Origin of the sequence: Amycolatopsis azurea DSM 43854, assembly GCF_001995215.1 — a bacterium.
In the GTDB taxonomy this organism is placed as follows: domain Bacteria; phylum Actinomycetota; class Actinomycetes; order Mycobacteriales; family Pseudonocardiaceae; genus Amycolatopsis; species Amycolatopsis azurea.
Genome location: NZ_MUXN01000005.1, coordinates 1 through 16365, shown reverse-complemented (window position 1 = coordinate 16365; position 16365 = coordinate 1). Strand labels below are relative to the sequence as shown.

The window sequence follows — 16365 nt, the reverse complement described above, 5'->3', positions numbered from 1 at the left end:
TCAGAAGACGACAGTTCGGTTACCGTGCACCAGCACGCGGCCCTCCAGGTGCCACCGCAGCCCGCGCGCCAGCGTCACCTTCTCGATGTCGCGGCCCTTGCGGACCATGTCGTCGACCGAGTCGCCGTGGTCGACGCGGATGACGTCCTGGTCGACGATCGGGCCCGCGTCGAGGTCGGCGGTGACGTAGTGGCAGGTCGCGCCGATGAGCTTCACCCCGCGCGCGTGGGCCTGGTGGTACGGCCGCGCGCCGACGAACGACGGCAGGAAGCTGTGGTGGATGTTGAGCGCCCGCCCGGCCCAGGCTTCGCACAGTTCCGCGGGCAGGACCTGCATGAACCGGGCCAGGACGACGGCGTGCGGGTCGTGCTCGTCGACCAGTTTCCGCACCTCGGCGAAGGCGGACGCCTTGGCGGCGGCGTCGCCGGCGGGGAACGGGACGTGGTGGAACGGGATGCCGTGGGCGCGGGTGATGTCGCCCAGCGAAGCGTGGTTGCCGATGACGGCGGCGACGTCGACGTCCAGTTCCCCGGACGCGACCCGGCCGAGGAGGTCGTAGAGGCAGTGCCCGGCCTTGGAGACGAGGATCACGGCGCGACGTCGCTCACCCGTGTCGCTGACCTGCCAGCTCGACTCGGCCGAAAGCGACTTCGCGACCTCGGCGAAGCGCGTGCGGAGTTCGGTGGCGTCGAACGGGAGCGAGTCGGCGCGGACGACCTGGCGGGTGAAGAACCAGCCGGTGTCGGGGTCCGTGTGATACGCCGCTTCGACGATCCAGCCGCCGTGTTCGGCGAGGAAACCCGAGATCCGGGCGATGATGCCGGTGCGGTCGGGGCAGCCGAAGGAGATCACATAGCGACGTTCAGGGTTCGACACAGAGACCATTGTCGCTGGTCTCGGCCGCCGCGCGGCGTCGGGTCAGGATGCGGACACGGACCCGACGCCCGATCTCGATCGCCGCGACCAGCAGCAGGCCGATCGCGAAGGACAGCAGAAGGCCCTTCTCCGGTTCGTCCGCGAAGGTCGCTCCGCCGATGAGCCCGATCAGGACGCTGTACACCGCCCAGATGCCGGCGCCGAGGGCGTCGAGCAGGACGAACTTGCGCGGCGGGTAGCCGAGACTGCCGTTGGCGAGGCCGCTCGCGACCCGGCCGCCGGGCAGGTAGCGGGCGGCGAGGATCAGCAGGACGGCGTTGCGCCGCACCTGGATCTTCGCCCATTCGTAGCGCCGGACCCCGTCCGGACCGCGTTGCAGGCGGGCGAGCGCCCGCGGGCCCGCCGCGGCGCCGACGGTGTAGCCGAGGCAGTCGCCAAGCCAGGCCCCGAGCGCGGAGACCAGCGCGAGCAGCGCCAGCTGCGGGAAGTCCGGGCCGATCAGGACGGCGACGGTGATGACCGTCGTCTCGCTCGGCATGAACGGCAGGAGCGCGTCCAACCCGGACACGAGGAACACGATCACCCACAGCCAGGGTGATCCCAGGGTGCCCCGAAGCAGTTCGGTGACGTACTCCAGCAGTTCCACGGCTCCATGGTGATCACCGCAGGTCGCTTCGGGGTGACGGAGTGGGGTGCTACCGGTGAATTCCCGCTAAGGGACCAGTCCGCGGTCACTCGGCGCGACGGCGGACCAGGGCACGGTCAGCTCGCCGAGCCGCCAGCGCGACGGCCGGTTCAGCACCGGCCAGCCCCGTCCGGTGAGCAGGTGCACGGTGTGCGTCCAGCGGGCGCGGACGCCGAAGTTCTGGTGCGGCGCCGCCGTCGCCCAGCAGACGTCCAGAGCGGACAGTAGTTCGTGGACCCGTTCGCCGGGGACGTTGCGGTGAATGAGGGCCTTGGGCAGGCGTTCGGCCACTGTGGACGGACGTTCCAGGCTGGCCAGATGGACCGACAGGGTGAGCGTGCGCGGTCCGTCGTGCCCGACCGCGACCCAGGTGCTCAGCCGTCCGATCTCGTCGCAGGTCCCTTCGACCAGGAGCCCGCCCGGCGCCATCGCGTCCAGCATCAGCGACCAGGCGCCCGGGACCTCGGCCTCGTCGTACTGCCGAAGCACGTTGAACGCGCGCACCAGCGTCGGCCGGGTCCCGGCGAGCTCGAAGCCGCCGCGGCGGAAGTCCAGCCACGGCTTGTCGACGCACGCTTGCGCGACGGCGACGCGTTCGGCGTCGATTTCCAGGCCCAGCACCCGGACGTCGCGGCGGACGGACCGCAGCCATCGCGCCATCTCCACGGTGGTCACCGGTGAGGCGCCGTAACCGAGGTCGACCACCAGCGGTTCGTCCGCGCGGCGCAGCAGCCGCGTCACGCCCGCGTCGCTCGCGAGCCACCGGTCGACGCGGCGCAGCCGGTTCGGGTTGGTCGTCCCGCGTGTCGGTGCCCCGACCGGCTTCAGCGCTCGGCCAGCCACTTCGCGACGAATTCCGCCTCGCGCTCCAGCAGTTTGGTGACCTGTTCGGCGATCACGGTCTCCAGCTTCCCGCCGACGAACGGGATCCGCACCTTGACCGTGCCGCTGTTCACCAGCGTCGTCCGCTCGCCTTCGTCGGTCAGCGACGTCTTCGCGGTGATTTCGCCGGGCACGCCCGACACCGACGCGGTCGCCGTGCCGGTGTATCCCGCTCCGGTGGCCTTCCAGGTCTGCTCGCGCTCGACGATCAGGTCGCCCCGGTGCAGGGTCCGCACGGCCGACGGGAGCTTGTCCGAGCTGATGCCCTGACGCAGCTTGTAGCGCACGCCGTCCCCGTCCGGGACGTACTCCAGCAGCTCCGCGTCGTCGCCGCCGATCTGCTCCAGCCTCGCCCGCAGCGCCGGCTCGCCGGCGACCGCGTCGAACGTGGTCGCGAGGTCTGCGGAGAACGCTGAGCGGTGCTCGATACGGGAGGCCATGGCGCCAGACAGTACCGTTCACGGGCGTGAGCACTGCCGAAACTCCCACCCAGCACGCCGCCCTCGCCGACCACACCACGCTGCGCCTCGGCGGCCCGGCGCGGCGTTATGCCGAGGCGAAGACCGTGCAGGCCCTGGTCGACGCGGTCCGCGAAGCCGACGACGCGGCCGAGCCGATCCTGCTGCTCGGCGGCGGCTCGAACCTGGTCGTCTCCGACGGCGGCTTCGAGGGCGCGGTGCTGAAGGTCGGCAACACCGGCTGGACCCGTGACGGAGATCTCGTCGAGGTCGCCGCGGGACAGAACTGGGACGAGTTCGTCGCGGAGCTGGTCGCCGACGGCGTCGGCGGGCTCGAATGCCTCTCCGGGATCCCCGGTTCCGTCGGCGCGACGCCGATCCAGAACGTCGGCGCGTACGGCTGCGAGGTGGCCGAGTCCCTGGTCTCGGTCGACCTCTACGACCGCGCCGCCCGCGAGACCCGCACGCTGACCGCCGAAGAACTCGGCTTCGGCTACCGCACGTCGATCCTGAAGGGGACCGATGCGGGAGTGGTGCTCACAGTGCGCTTCAAGGTCACCGAAGACGGCCTCTCGGCCCCGATCCGCTACGCCGAACTCGCCCGCACGCTCGGCGTCGAGATCGGCGACCGGGTCCCGGCGGCCGAAGCACGCGAAGCGGTCCTCGGGCTGCGTCGCGGCAAAGGCATGGTCCTGGACGCGGACGACCACGACACGTGGAGCGCGGGTTCGTTCTTCACCAATCCGATCATCGGGGAGGCTCGGCTGGCGAAGGTGCTGGCCGGGATCGTCGACGTCGTCGGCGAGGACGTGCGCGTGCCGCAGTACCCGGCGCCCGGCGGCACGAAGCTGTCCGCCGCGTGGCTGATCGAGCGGGCGGGGTTCGGCAAGGGCCACGAAGGGCCCGGCGGCCGGGTCTCGCTGTCGACGAAGCACACGCTCGCGCTCACCAACCGGGGTAAGGCGTCGACGGAGGACTTGCTCGCTCTGGCGCGCGAAGTGCGCGACGGCGTCGAGGCCCGCTTCGGAGTTTCACTGCACCCGGAGCCCCTGCTCATCAACTGCTCGCTCTAGGGCCGGATCGCGTTTAGCCCGCTAAACGCGATCGCGTTTAGCGGGCTAAACGCGATCCGCCGGAAAGTCGTGAACAACCCTGGGCAGGTCCCGTGCGTCTATCACTCCGAGGGGCGAGGGTGAGATCCGTCGCCGCGGGTAACGTCGGAGAGGTCCCCAGCGCTGAGCGGGTAATGACTCGCGCGGGGGCGGGGATCTTCATGGGAGGTACACGGTGATCGAACGGCGCACGGTGTTCAAGGCCGCGCTCGCCGCGGGTGCGGCCATGCTGGCCGCCGCCTGCTCCAGCGAAGAAGGCGGCAACGCCAAGCCGGAGGGCAGCAGCGGTGGCGGGGAGCAGGAAGCCGCGCCGGTAGCCAAGATCACCGCCGAACCCGCCGCCGACGCCAAGGACGCCCCCGTGGTGACCCCGATCGTGGTGAAGGTCGCCGACGGCAAGCTCACCGAGGTCAAGGTCACCGGCGACGGCGGCAAGGACGTCAAGGGCGAGCTGTCCGCGGACGGCCTCACCTGGACCAGCTCCGAGGTCCTCGGCTACGGCAAGACGTACACGTACGCCGCGAAGGCCACCGGCAGCGACAACAAGCCCGCCGAGTTCAAGGGCTCCTTCACCACGCTCAAGCCCGCCAAGGAGGTCCGCGCCACGCTGAACCCGGCCGACGACGCCGAGGTCGGCGTCGCGATGCCGATCAGCGTGAAGTTCGCGTCCCCGGTCAAGGACAAGGCAGCCGCCGAGAAGGCGCTCAAGGTCAAGACCGACAAGGACGTCGAAGGCTCCTGGGGCTGGCTGTCGGACACCCAGGTCGACTGGCGGCCCAAGGAATACTGGCCCGCCAACATCACGGTCAACGTCGAGGCGAAGCTCTACGGCGTCGCGCTCGGCGGCGGCGCGTACGGCAAGGCCGACGTCACCACCAAGTTCAAGATCGGCCGCAACCAGGTGGTCAAGGTCAACACCCCGGACCACACGATGAAGGTCTACCGCGGCGGTGCCGAGTCGGCGAGCTACCCGTGCTCGAACGGGCTCGACGGCGACGTCCAGCGGAACACCCCCAACGGCACGTTCATCGTGATGACGAAGGAGCCGACGGCGCGGTTCGACAACGCGCGCTACGGCTACACCAACGTCAACAAGAAGTGGGCCTGCCGGATCTCGAACAACGGCGAGTACATCCACGAGAACCAGGACAACGCGTCGAACATCGGCCGGTCCAACACCTCGCACGGCTGCGTGAACCTGCTTGAAGCGGACGCCAAGAAGTACTTCGACTCGGCGCTGATCGGCGACCCGGTCGAGATCACCGGGTCCAAACTGGGCAGTCCGACCAAATCGGACGTCAAGAACTGGTTCTACGACTGGAAGTCCTGGAAGGCCCTGTCGGCGATCAAGTAGCCGTCCCTGTCCGTGAAGGCCTCCTTGCCTACCTTCAGGGTAGGGAAGGAGGCCTTCACGGCAGGTGAACCTCTGCGAGTCGACGGCCGCTGCGGGCGGGTACCTGGCCTCGCTGGAGGTGTTGTGAAAGCCACTTTCGCAACCTTCAGCGTTGCGAAAGTGGCTTTCACAACGTCCCCATCGGACCTCCCCCTTCAAGCGCACCGCTGTGACTGCTCGGTGCACGCGAGGCGAGTGCGGCGATAGCGGACTTCCGGCGGGTAGGGGTCACCACGCGACAGCCCATAAAGTGCAGGCATGAAGACCGAGGTCGTCGGCTACGGCGGGACCCGCATCGGTTTGCGGGTCGAGGGCGCCGAGAACACCCGTCCGATCGTGTTCGTGCACGGCTGGGCCCAGTCGGCCCGGGCGTGGGCGCCGCAGCTGGCGGACCCCTCGCTGAGCGAGCGGTTCCGCCTGGTCGCGATGGACCTGCGCGGACACGGTGACTCCGAGGTGCCCTCGGCCGGGTACGACGACCCGCGCGTCTGGGCCGAAGATCTCGCCTCGGTCCTCGACTTCGCCGGTGACGACGCGATCGTCGTCGGCTGGTCCTACGGCGGCATGGTCATCGCGGATTACCTCCGCGTGCACGGTTCCGCACGGCTCGGTGGGGTCGTGCTGGTGGGCGCGATCACGGAAATAGGCAAGAACCGGCCCGGCGGCAAGGTCGGCCCCGCCATGCGCGAGGCCATCCCGGCGGTGCTTTCGGACGATCCCGCGGTCGCGATTCCGGCGTTGGTGCGGTTCAGCGAGCGGATGACCGCCGCCCCGGTGTCCGGGACACTCGCCCAGTCGCTGCTCGGCGCCTGCCTGTCGACCCCGCCCGCGGTGCGCTCCGCGTTGTTCCGCCGCGACGTCGGGAGCGAGGACGTTCTTCGCGATCTGGACAAACCGGCGCTGATCGTCCATGGTCTCGCGGACGCTGTGATCGATCCGACGTCGGCGGAATACGCGGCCGGGAAGATTCCGGGTGCCGTTCTGCGTTGGCTACCTGAGGTGGGGCATCTGCCGTTCGCCGAAGCAGCGGATGAGTTCGGTGATCTGCTGCGCGGATTCGCCGATCAGTAGGACTTCGGGAGTGTTGACCAGGTGACGATCCCTCTGCACGGGTTCGATGCCGCGCCCAGGCGCGTCGCAGTGCTGTCCTTGCACACCTCTCCGCTGGAACAGCCGGGTACCGGCGACGCCGGCGGGATGAACGTCTACGTGAGCCAAACGGCCACCGAGATGGCCCGCCGGGGCGTCGAGGTCGAGGTGTTCACGCGGGCGACGTCCTCGGACCAGCCCCCGGTCGCCGAACTGGCGCCCGGAGTGCTCGTCCGGCACATCCCGGCCGGGCCGTTCGAGCCGCTGGGACGCGACGAGCTGCCGGCGCAGCTGTGCGCGTTCACCGCCGGGGTGCTGCGGGCCGAGGCGTTCCACGAGCCGGGCTACTACGACCTCATCCATTCGCACTACTGGCTCTCCGGGCAGGCGGGCTGGCTCGCCCGCGACCGCTGGGGCGTGCCGCTGGTGCACACCGCGCACACCCTGGCCAAGGTCAAGAACGCCGCGCTGGCCGAGGGTGACACCCCCGAGCCGCGCACCCGCGTGATCGGCGAGCAGCAGGTCGTCGACGAGGCGGACTGCCTGGTCGCGAACACCCGCGTCGAGGCCCGTGAGCTGATCGAGCTGTACGACGCCGATCCGCACGCCGTGCACGCCATCCCGCCCGGGGTCGACCTCGACCGCTTCACTCCGGGCTCGCGCTCGGACGCGCGCAGGGCGCTGGGCCTGCCGCGGGACGCGATCGTGCTGGCCTTCGCGGGCCGGATCCAGCCGTTGAAGGCGCCGGACGTCCTCCTGCTGGCCGCGGCCGAGATGCTGCGCGAGCGGCCGGAACTGGCGTCGCGGCTGGTCGTGCTGATCGTCGGCGGCCCGTCCGGGACCGGGCTGGAGCAGCCGCAGGCCCTGCGCGAGCTGGCCGTCTCCCTCGGGATCGAGGAGCAGACCCGGTTCATGCCGCCCCAGCCGGGCCGTTCGCTGGTCAACGTCTACCGCGCCGCCGACGTCGTCGCCGTGCCGAGTTACAACGAGTCGTTCGGGCTGGTGGCGCTCGAAGCGCAGGCCTGCGGGACGCCGGTGATCGCAGCCGAGGTCGGCGGGCTGCCGGTCGCCGTCCCGCACGGTGTTTCCGGGCTGCTGGTGCCTTCGCACGATCCGAAGGACTGGGCGGGCGCGCTCGCGAACGTCTCGTTGCGGCCCGGTTGGCGCGCCGAGCTCTCGGCCAACGCCGTCGTCCACGCGCGACGCTTCTCTTGGCGCCGGACGACGGATCGCTTGCTGGACACGTACGCTCAGGCGACCGGCGCGTTCCGGCGCGCCCTCGAACAGCGCGCGGAGGTGGCGGTTTGACGCTCGACGAGACCCTGCGGTCCTCTTTGGACAGTGCAGGTCTGGAGTATGACAGGCGCGGCGAGGGAAAGTACTTCGTCACGTTGCCCGGTACCAAGAAACTCCAGACCAATTGCTGGCTGGTCGCCGGGGATCACGCCTTCGCCGTCGAAGCGTTCGTCTGCCGCCGTCCCGATGAGTCCCATGAGGACGTTTACCGATTTCTGTTGCGCCGTAACGCGAAGCTGTACGGCGTGCACTACACGGTGGACGCGATGGGCGACATCTACCTGGTCGGAAAATTCGGCCTGGACACGGTGACCGAAGCCGAATTGGACAAGATCCTCGGGCAGGTGCTGGAAGCCGCCGACGGCGATTTCAACACGCTCCTGGAACTCGGGTTCGCCGAGTCGATCAAACGCGAATGGGACTGGCGGGTCTCGCGTGGAGAGTCGCTGGCGAACCTGGCGGCGTTCAAACATCTCGTCGAGCCTTCGAACGGGCACGAACCCGGAGCCTTGACCGACTCGTGACCCGGATGGTGCAACCGCGCTGAGCGCGCCTCCGTCTCTCTCCGCAGCACTGGAGGGAGAAGGTTTCGATGTTCAAGCGATTGAGATGGGTGGCCGTCGTCGGTGTCGCGCTGGCACTGGCGGGCTGCTCGGCGAGCGAGTCCGGCGGCGAATCGGCCGCGATGCCGATGACGGCCGATGGAAAACAGGCCGCGCCGAATCAGGGCGCGCCGAACAAGGGAAGCGCGGAGAGCGGCGACAGCGCGGGCCGGACGGGCTCGGACAAGGCGCCGGCGCCTGCCGGGCAGCCGGGGATCACCGACCGCAAGCTGGTCCGCACGGCGAGCCTGGAACTCACCGCGCCGAACGTCGCCGACGTGATCTCGCAGGTCCGCGTCATCACACAGGGCGCCGCGGGCTACACCGGGCAGGAGAGCACCCAGGAGAAGCGGGCGTCGGTCAACGTCGTCGTGCCCTCCGAACGCCTCGACGGCGTGCTGGACCAGCTGGGGAAGCTCGGGAAGCAGGTCCGGCGCGAGGTCACCGCGACGGACGTGACCGAGCAGATGGTCGACATCGACTCGCGACTGGCCACCCAGCGGGCGAGCGTCGAGCGCATCCGCGCCCTGCTCGCGAGGGCGACGTCGGTTTCGGAGATCGCCTCCGTGGAGAGCGAGCTGACGAGCCGAGAGGCCGAACTCGAGTCGCTGCAGAAGCGGCGGGAAAGCCTGGCCGGAAGTGTCGCCATGTCGACGATCTCCTTGCAGGTGAAGGCGGAGACGGTCGTGGCGGAGGAGGAATCCCGCAACGGGTTCTTCGGTGGCCTGGCCAATGGCTGGGACGCGTTCCTGACCTTCGGTGGCGGCCTGCTGACCGTGATCGGCGCGATGGCGCCCTTCCTGCTGGTCTTCGGCGTTCCCGCGGCCGCGGTGATCTGGTGGCTGCGCAAGCGGCGCCGTCCGGCGGAACCGGCGATGGCGACCGCCTCTGAACTGCCGTCCGCGCCTCCGCTGGACTGAAGATGAACAGGCGGGACGGCTCGAGGGAGGGGGGAGTCGCGATCTCGAGCCGCCCCGCTGAAGTTCCCGCCAAGGTGGACCCGGTGACGAGGGGGATGCCAACGGGGCCGGCGGGCGCCGCGACTCGGCAGGGGGGAGACGAGTCGCGGTCGTCACCCGCGTCGAGCCGGGGAGTGCGTGGAATCCGGCCGCGCGGGACTAAGCCAACCTGTCAGATCTCCACCTGTAATCACAAGACTACCGGTTACTCTGTTCGAGTGAACTTTGAAAACCGGGATAACGGAGTGCAGCCTGTTTTCCGGGGATTCGCAGTTGTTGACACCCTGTCTTCTGGACGGGTGAAGGTGTTACCCATGGGTAACGCACTCTCCGTAGAAGACGGGGCAATCTCGGCCCTCTGACCGGCGCTTCCGTCCACTCTGGCAGGCTGAAGCACATGGCTGAGCTTGGGACTCTGGTGCTGCTGCGTCACGGGCAGAGCACCTGGAACGCCGAAAACCTGTTCACCGGCTGGGTGGACGTGCCGCTGTCCGACCAGGGCGAGCAGGAGGCGCGCAAGGGCGGGCAGTTGCTCGCGGAGTCCGGTCTGCTGCCGGACGTCGTCCACACGTCGCTGATGCGTCGCGCGATCTCGACCGCCAACCTGGCGCTCGACGCCGCCGACCGGCACTGGATCCCGGTGAAGCGCGACTGGCGCCTCAACGAGCGGCACTACGGCGCGCTCCAGGGCAAGAACAAGAAGCAGACCCTGGACGAGTTCGGCGAGGAGCAGTTCATGCTCTGGCGCCGCTCCTACGACACCCCTCCGCCCCCGATCGACCCGGCCGACGAGTTCAGCCAGTCCGGCGACGCGCGCTACGCCGACCTCGGCGACGCCGCCCCGCTGACCGAATGCCTCAAGGACGTCGTCGCACGGCTGCTGCCGTACTGGGAGACCGAGATCGTGCCGGACCTGCGCGCGGGCAAGACCGTGCTGGTCGCCGCGCACGGCAACTCGCTGCGGGCGCTGGTGAAGCACCTCGACGGCATCTCCGACGACGCCATCGCCGGGCTCAACATCCCGACCGGCATCCCGCTGCGCTACGACCTCACCGAAGACCTCAAGCCGGTCACCGCCGGCGGGACCTACCTGGACCCGGAGGCCGCCAAGGAAGCCGCGGCCGCCGTCGCCAACCAGGGCCGCTAGACCTCACGCGTTTCGTCCTCTGGATGCGGTAGTTCGCCCTCGAACCACCGCGTTCAGAGGACGAATTGCGTCAGCGCGCGACAGAATTACGGCAGGGGCTGGACCGACTCGATGCCGGCCGCCTTCCAGCCCTCGGGCAGGCGCTGGAGACGCAGGACGAGCGGCAGATACTTCTTCGACGCCTGCCCGGCCGCGTCCGTGACGTCCGTCGCCGCGTACAGCAGCACACTCGCCTTGTCGTCCACGATCTCCATCACCGCGGCGGCGGGGTTCGGCGCCAGCGCCGATTTCGCGCCCCCGGTCCGGATCCGGTCCAGCCGCGCCGCCTTGTCCTGCTGGAACTGGGTCAGCAGTTGTCCGGTCGACACGGACTCGTAGCGGGCGTAAGTACCTTCGGGGTCGGCCGGGTTCACGTTCAGCAGGGCCTCAGCGGCGCGTAGAGCACCGTCTCGGGCGGAGTCCCGCACCCGCGCGATCACCCGGTCTCCCGCGCCCGGTTTCTCCGCCGGGACCCCGGCTCCGGCCGGGTTCACCTTGATCTCGCCGATCCGCCAGCGTTCGCCCTCGCGCGCCGTCGTGAGCAGCACCGACGCCATGCCCTTGGTGGTGGCGCCCGCCCTGGTGCTGCTCTGGTCGAGCACGGTCAGCACCTGTGCCTTGTCCGCCGTCTGCTCGACGGCGGCCGACACGATCACCCGGGTGACCAATTTGATCGGTTCCGGCGAGTTCCGGATCTCGGCGAACAGCTTCGTCAGTTCCTCGCGCGCCGCTGGTGACACGTTGTCGGCGAGTGCCTTGTCGTAGGCGGGCGCGGCGGTGCTGTCGTAGGAGAACACCGCTTCGGTGGCCGTCTTCACCGCGGTCAGGACCGACGCGGTCCGCGCGGGATTCACCAGTGCGAGGTTCGAGGGCGGGGTTTCCGGTTCGGGCCGGGCGGTGCCGGAGACCGTGGCGGTGCAGCCCGCGAGCGCGAGCAGCACCACGAATCCCGCCCAGCGCTTCACAGGAGGCCGAGCTCCCTGGCCCGCGCGTCGACCTGGAGCCGCGACGTCACACCGAGCGCGACCAGCAGTTCCGAGACCCGCCGCTGATAGGTGCGCACACCCATGCCGAGGCTCTTCGCGGCCTTGTCGTCCTTGCAGCCGGTGGTGAGGAACTCGAGCATCTGCGGTGTCTCCTGCCGGATGTCGGCGAAGCGCGCGTCGAACGTCTCCAGGGTGGTGGCCGCCAGCCAGGCGGTTTCGAACAGCGACAGGATGCCCTGCACCAGCTCCGGGCGCGAGATGACGCTGTACGAGCGCACCTCCTTGCCCTCGTCACCCGCCATGATCGCGACCCGCTCGTCGAGCAGGATCGTCTCGTTGATCTCCTCGGTGCCGATCCGGATCTGCGCGCCGAGGCCGGAAAGGCGGTGCAGATGCTGCGCGGTCCGCTCGTCGAGCAGGACGCCGGGGCGGTAGAGCTTGCGGATCCGCTTGTCGTCGATCAGCCGTTCGCCCTGCCGCGTCAGCGACGGCCGGGAAAGCGCCCAGGTGTAGAGGTCGTCGGCCGCGCACGCGATGTCGGTCGCCGCGACGAACAGATGAGCCGTCCGGTCGAACAGCTCTGCTTCTCCGCGAATCAGGGAGATGTCACTGGCGAGTTCCACGGCGACAGTCTTCCAACATTCCCCGGAAGCCGTGACGGGAACGTCGCTATTCGCCCGTGAGTGGGACGATCACTGCCCGGATAGTCACGACGAAAGTCGCGATCCGGGCACGAGCCGTCGCCGGAGGTCCCCATTCCGGGTGACCCGCCTCACCCAGGAGATCTCGGCCAGGGATCGGTCGTGTGAACGGCGCCTGGCCGGTAGGCGAACAGCCCGCTCCCAGGTGTCATAGGCATCACGAGTACGCGGCCGGGACTAGGCCAAAAGGCTACCCACGCGCTTACGATTCCCCTGTGACCACGCCTGTTGCACTCGCCCTGGCCATCGGCGGACTGATCGTCGGTGTGGTCGTCGGCTTCCTGATCGCGAGGGGCCGCGCCCGCCGCGAGGAGCGGCGCCCGACCGGCCCGACCGTCGCCGAACTGCTCGAACGTCTCGTGCGATCCAGCAACAACGGGGTCGTCGTCCTCAACAAGTTCGGTGACATGGTCCTGCACAACCCCCGCGCCTACGAGCTGGGGCTGGTGAAGGTCAACCAGGCCGATCCGCGAGCCCGCAAGGCCGCCGAGCAGGTGGTCGAGACCGACGAACCGATGGAGATCGACCTCTCCCCGCTGGAGGCGCGAGGCCGTCAGCCCGAAGCCGTCCTCGGCGAGGTGCGGCCGCTCGGCGACGGGTTCACCGTGGTCGAGGCCGTCGACCACTCCGAGGCGATCCGCCTCGAAGCCGTCCGGCGGGACTTCGTCGCGAACGTCAGCCACGAACTGAAGACGCCGGTGGGCGCGATCGCGCTGCTCACCGAGGCCGTCCTCGACGCCGCGGAGGACGTCGAGGAGGTCCGCCGGTTCGGCGGCAAGATCCTCCGCGAATCGACCCGGCTCGGCCAGCTCGTCACCGAGCTGATCGCGCTGTCGCGGCTGCAGGGCGCCGAGCGGCTGCCGGACCTGAACGTCGTCGAGGTCGACGCCGTCGTCCGCGAGGCGCTCGGCCGGACGACGCTGTCGGCGGAATCCGCCGAGATCACCATCACCACCGACGCGGCCAGCGGGCTGCTCATCGAGGGCGACCGGACGCTGATGGTCACCGCGCTGTCGAACCTGCTGGAGAACGCCGTCGCGTACTCGCCGGCGGGCAGCCCGGTGTCGATCAGCAGGCGGCTGGTGGACGGCAAGGTCGAGATCGCGGTGACCGACCGCGGCATCGGCATCGCCGAGGACGAGCAGCAGCGCGTCTTCGAGCGGTTCTTCCGCTCGGACAAGGCGCGGTCGCGGGCGACCGGCGGCACCGGCCTGGGGCTGGCGATCGTCAAGCACGTGGCCGCCAACCACGGTGGTTCGGTCGGCCTCTGGAGCCGTCCGGGCACCGGATCGACGTTCACGCTGCGGATCCCCGCGCACATCGGTGCCGAGCCGGCCGCGACCGTGAAACAGGCTCCGCCGGTATCCCGGCCGGAGAAGACCCCCGAGCGGACACCCCGTCTCGTGGCAACAGGGCAAGAAAGCCCCGACCATGGAGGAAACCTGTGACGAGGGTTCTCATCGTCGAGGACGAAGAGTCGTTCGCCGACCCGCTCGCGTTCTTGCTCCGCAAAGAGGGCTTCACCGCCGCCGTCGCCGTGACGGGGCAGCAGGCGCTCGAGGAGTTCGACCGCAACGGCGCCGACATCGTCCTGCTCGACCTCATGCTCCCCGGCATGAGCGGCACCGACGTCTGCAAGCAGCTCCGGCAGCGTTCCGCGGTGCCGGTGATCATGGTGACCGCGCGCGACAGCGAGATCGACAAGGTCGTCGGACTGGAACTCGGCGCCGACGACTACGTCACCAAGCCGTACTCCGCCCGCGAGCTCATCGCGCGCGTGCGGGCGGTGCTGCGCCGCGGCGGCGAGCCGGGCTCCGAAGGCGATCTGGCGCCCCTGGTGCTGACCGCCGGGCCGGTGCGGATGGACGTCGAGCGGCACGTGGTGACCGTCGACGGCCAGGAGGTCTCCTTGCCGCTGAAGGAGTTCGACCTGCTCGAGTACCTGCTGCGCAACGTGGGCCGCGTGCTCACCCGCGGGCAGCTCATCGACCGGGTGTGGGGCGCGGACTACGTCGGCGACACCAAGACGCTGGACGTCCACGTGAAGCGCCTGCGGTCGAAGATCGAACCGGATCCGGGATCGCCGCGGCACCTGGTCACCGTGCGTGGGCTGGGCTACAAGTTCGAGACGTGACAGGTCCGGTACCCGCCCCTGCGATACAGATCACGGTTACGGTTTCGTGACCTGACGCAGGGGCGGGTACCGTAGACGCTCGTGCGCCTAGGGGTACTCGACGTCGGTTCCAACACCGTCCACCTGCTCGTGGTCGACGCCCACCGTGGCGCCCACCCGACCCCGATGCATTCCGAAAAGGCCGTCCTCCGGCTAGCGGAGCAGATCACCCGCACCGGTGACCTGAGCCGCGCGGGCGCGGACAGCCTCGTGCGCGCGGTCGAATCGGCCAAAGCGGCGGCGGCCAGGCTCGGCTGCGAAGAGGTCATGGCGTTCGCCACCTCCGCGGTCCGCGAAGCCAAGAACGCCCCGAAGGTGCTGGCGAAGGTCCACGAGCAGACCGGCGTCGAACTGAAGGTGCTTTCCGGGATCGACGAGTCCCGGCTCACCTTCCTCGCCGTCCGCCGCTGGTTCGGCTGGTCGGCGGGAAAACTGCTCGTGCTCGACATCGGTGGCGGCTCGCTGGAGGTCGCGATGGGCCGCGACGAGGAGCCGGATCTGGCCGAGTCTCTCCCCCTCGGGGCGGGCCGGACCACCCGGACGCGGTTCCACCACGACCCGCCGACCCGCTCTGAGCTCATCGCCACTTCGGCGTGGCTCGAAGAGCAACTCGCCCCGCTCGCGAAGAAGGTCGCCAATATGGGTGAACCCGATCGTGTCGTGGCGACGTCGAAGACCTTCCGGTCACTCGCCCGGTTGACCGGAGCGGCGCCGTCGGCCAGCGGGCCGCATGTGCGCCGTACCCTGACCGACACCGCGTTGCGCCAGCTCATCGCGTTCATCTCCCGGATGACCGCCCAGGACCTGGCACAACTCGAGGGGGTCAGCGCGAGCAGGTCGCATCAGCTGGTGGCCGGCGCGCTCGTCGCACAAGCCACCATGCGGGCGCTTTCCCTGGAAGAACTGGAGATCTGTCCGTGGGCGCTGCGAGAAGGTGTCATCCTTCGACGGCTGGACCATTCGAACGGTGCGGACGAGACTGTGGGCGGCAGCGCCCGACTGGACTTAGTCGACAGAGAACGGGCACGGTGAAGAGGTGACGGAAATGCGGATGACGGTGGATAGCGCGCGCGACGCCGCCGATGCCCCGTCGCGTGCCGGTTCGCAACGGCTGGAGCGCGCATTGGACAGCACGGTATGACGGACGAGACAGAGAGCGGCCAGCCACAGAAGACCGTGGCGGAGCTGCTCGCGCAGCACGGAGCCCAGCCCGAAGGCGGGCGCCGCAGGCGACGCCGCGCAGCCGACGACGAGGACGAGGCTCCCGAGCCCACCCGTGGCCGTCGCGCGCCGTCGGTGAGCGACACCGCGCCGCAGGCGATCATCGACCGGGTGTCCGGCGACACCCCGCCGCCGCCCAACCGTCCTCCGCGCCGTTCGCGCCCCCAGGACTCCGGCGCGCGTCCGCTTCCGCCGCAGGACACCGGCGCTCGCCCGGTCCCGCCGCCGCAGGACTCCGCGCCCATGCCGGTGCCGCCGAACGCCGCGACCCCGACCCGGCAGACGCCGCCGGTGCGCCCGCCCGCCCCGCCGCAGGAGCAGAGCGGCTATCAGCAGCGTCCGCCGCAGCCGCCTCAACAGTCCGGTCAGTTCGCCCGGCCTGCTCCGCCGCAGGAGCAGAGCGGTTACCAGCAGCGTCCGCCGCAGCCGCCTCAGCAGTCCGGTCAGTTCGTGCGGCCGACGCCGCCACAGGAGCAGTCCGGCTATCAGCAGCGCCCGCCGGATTCCGAGGGCTTGCCACCTCGTGGCCGTCCGCGGCCCGCGGGCCCGGAAGAGACCCGCGGCGCGGTACCGCCTGTCCGCCGTCGCCCCGAACCGCCCGCCGGACCGCCGTCCGCGGGACTGTCGGCGAGGCTCGACGGCCTCGACGCCGAGCCGGACGACGTCCAGGACCAGCCCGGCCCGATGGCCAGCGGCGCGTTCCAGACCCCGCCCGCGCAGCCGGCGCGCCGCCGTCGTCCGGCGGC

Annotated in this window: 16 protein-coding genes and 1 pseudogene; 11 read left to right on the top strand and 6 right to left on the bottom strand. The window is 69.9% G+C overall.

Annotated features, from left to right (window positions below; translation table 11 throughout):
• The 4 genes from purU to B0293_RS07880 form a co-directional block, all read right to left on the bottom strand.
• Positions 1–885, bottom strand: a complete 885-nt coding sequence (purU, locus tag B0293_RS07895; RefSeq protein ID WP_209437331.1) for a formyltetrahydrofolate deformylase — start codon at positions 883–885, stop codon at positions 1–3.
• Positions 863–1522, bottom strand: a complete 660-nt coding sequence (locus B0293_RS07890) for a DedA family protein (RefSeq protein WP_005163591.1) — start codon at positions 1520–1522, stop codon at positions 863–865. The genes purU and B0293_RS07890 overlap by 23 nt, the downstream gene beginning before the upstream one ends.
• Before the next feature lie 66 nt (positions 1523–1588).
• Complete coding sequence (locus B0293_RS07885) at positions 1589–2404, bottom strand: hypothetical protein (protein WP_005163593.1); 816 nt, start codon at positions 2402–2404, stop codon at positions 1589–1591.
• A complete protein-coding gene (locus B0293_RS07880) occupies positions 2386–2883 on the bottom strand; it encodes a DUF2505 domain-containing protein (RefSeq protein WP_005163596.1) in 498 nt (165 codons plus the stop codon). The genes B0293_RS07885 and B0293_RS07880 overlap by 19 nt, the downstream gene beginning before the upstream one ends.
• Before the next feature lie 26 nt (positions 2884–2909).
• Here B0293_RS07880 and B0293_RS07875 point away from each other — a divergent pair, with 26 nt between their 5' ends.
• The 7 genes from B0293_RS07875 to B0293_RS07845 all read left to right on the top strand — a co-directional run bounded on the left by B0293_RS07875 (position 2910) and on the right by B0293_RS07845 (position 10499).
• Complete coding sequence (locus B0293_RS07875) at positions 2910–3974, top strand: UDP-N-acetylmuramate dehydrogenase (protein WP_005163609.1); 1065 nt, start codon at positions 2910–2912, stop codon at positions 3972–3974.
• A 214-nt stretch (positions 3975–4188) separates the two neighbouring features.
• Positions 4189–5367, top strand: coding sequence for a L,D-transpeptidase (locus B0293_RS07870; RefSeq protein WP_005167087.1), 1179 nt, complete (start codon positions 4189–4191; stop codon positions 5365–5367).
• 297 nt (positions 5368–5664) lie between these two features.
• Complete coding sequence (locus tag B0293_RS07865) at positions 5665–6477, top strand: alpha/beta fold hydrolase (protein WP_005167085.1); 813 nt, start codon at positions 5665–5667, stop codon at positions 6475–6477.
• Positions 6478–6498: 21 nt separating this feature from the next.
• A complete protein-coding gene (gene mshA, locus B0293_RS07860; protein ID WP_077241268.1) occupies positions 6499–7803 on the top strand; it encodes a D-inositol-3-phosphate glycosyltransferase in 1305 nt (434 codons plus the stop codon).
• Positions 7800–8315, top strand: a complete 516-nt coding sequence (locus tag B0293_RS07855) for a type III secretion system chaperone family protein (protein WP_005167082.1) — start codon at positions 7800–7802, stop codon at positions 8313–8315. Before mshA ends, B0293_RS07855 begins: the two co-directional genes overlap by 4 nt.
• A gap of 68 nt (positions 8316–8383) precedes the next feature.
• Positions 8384–9313, top strand: a complete 930-nt coding sequence (locus B0293_RS07850) for a DUF4349 domain-containing protein (protein WP_039919757.1) — start codon at positions 8384–8386, stop codon at positions 9311–9313.
• 436 nt (positions 9314–9749) lie between these two features.
• Positions 9750–10499, top strand: a complete 750-nt coding sequence (locus B0293_RS07845) for a phosphoglyceromutase (protein ID WP_039919756.1) — start codon at positions 9750–9752, stop codon at positions 10497–10499.
• Positions 10500–10585: 86 nt separating this feature from the next.
• On the opposite strand, the gene B0293_RS07840 is transcribed toward B0293_RS07845, so the two are convergent.
• On the bottom strand, positions 10586–11503 hold the full coding sequence (locus B0293_RS07840; protein WP_005167077.1) for a hypothetical protein: 918 nt from the start codon (positions 11501–11503) through the stop codon (positions 10586–10588).
• Positions 11500–12147, bottom strand: a complete 648-nt coding sequence (locus B0293_RS07835) for a hypothetical protein (protein WP_005167076.1) — start codon at positions 12145–12147, stop codon at positions 11500–11502. Before B0293_RS07835 ends, B0293_RS07840 begins: the two co-directional genes overlap by 4 nt.
• Positions 12148–12440: 293 nt before the next feature.
• Between B0293_RS07835 and B0293_RS07830 the strand changes: the two genes are divergently transcribed.
• The 4 genes and pseudogenes from B0293_RS07830 to B0293_RS07815 form a co-directional block, all read left to right on the top strand.
• Positions 12441–13673 (top strand): sensor histidine kinase, encoded by a 1233-nt coding sequence (locus B0293_RS07830; protein ID WP_005167074.1) that lies wholly within the window; start codon positions 12441–12443, stop codon positions 13671–13673.
• On the top strand, positions 13670–14359 hold the full coding sequence (locus B0293_RS07825) for a response regulator transcription factor (protein ID WP_005167072.1): 690 nt from the start codon (positions 13670–13672) through the stop codon (positions 14357–14359). The genes B0293_RS07830 and B0293_RS07825 overlap by 4 nt, the downstream gene beginning before the upstream one ends.
• 81 nt (positions 14360–14440) lie before the next feature.
• Positions 14441–15430, top strand: coding sequence for a Ppx/GppA phosphatase family protein (locus B0293_RS07820; RefSeq protein WP_005167070.1), 990 nt, complete (start codon positions 14441–14443; stop codon positions 15428–15430).
• Between the two features lie 105 nt (positions 15431–15535).
• Positions 15536–16365, top strand: a pseudogene (locus tag B0293_RS07815) (hypothetical protein); the annotation flags it as partial.